General features: G+C 38.4%; 1 pseudogene. It reads left to right on the forward strand.

Annotated elements, in window-relative coordinates:
• Positions 1-245 (forward strand): annotated as a pseudogene (locus tag ACFIJJ_RS10130) (MFS transporter); the annotation flags it as partial.

The raw sequence follows: 245 nt of genomic DNA on the forward strand, positions 1-245 counted from the left end.
ATAAACCGCATTATCCAAACGGTGCGTAATCTTGGTTATATTGCTGGGCCTCTCCTAGGTGGCGTGTTATATGGCATATCAAATGGGCAAAGTGGATTGTTTGCACTCTCAATCATGGTTCTTTGCGCAACCTTTATTACCATATTCTGTTTTAAAAGTTTAAAAATTCATGGACAAGAGATAGATACATCGCAGCAAACAAAAAAAGGACTAGATCTAGCGGGTCTCTTGCGTAAAAAAAATGT

Source organism: Bartonella sp. TT29SHDZB (assembly GCF_042193395.1).
Taxonomy (GTDB): domain Bacteria; phylum Pseudomonadota; class Alphaproteobacteria; order Rhizobiales; family Rhizobiaceae; genus Bartonella.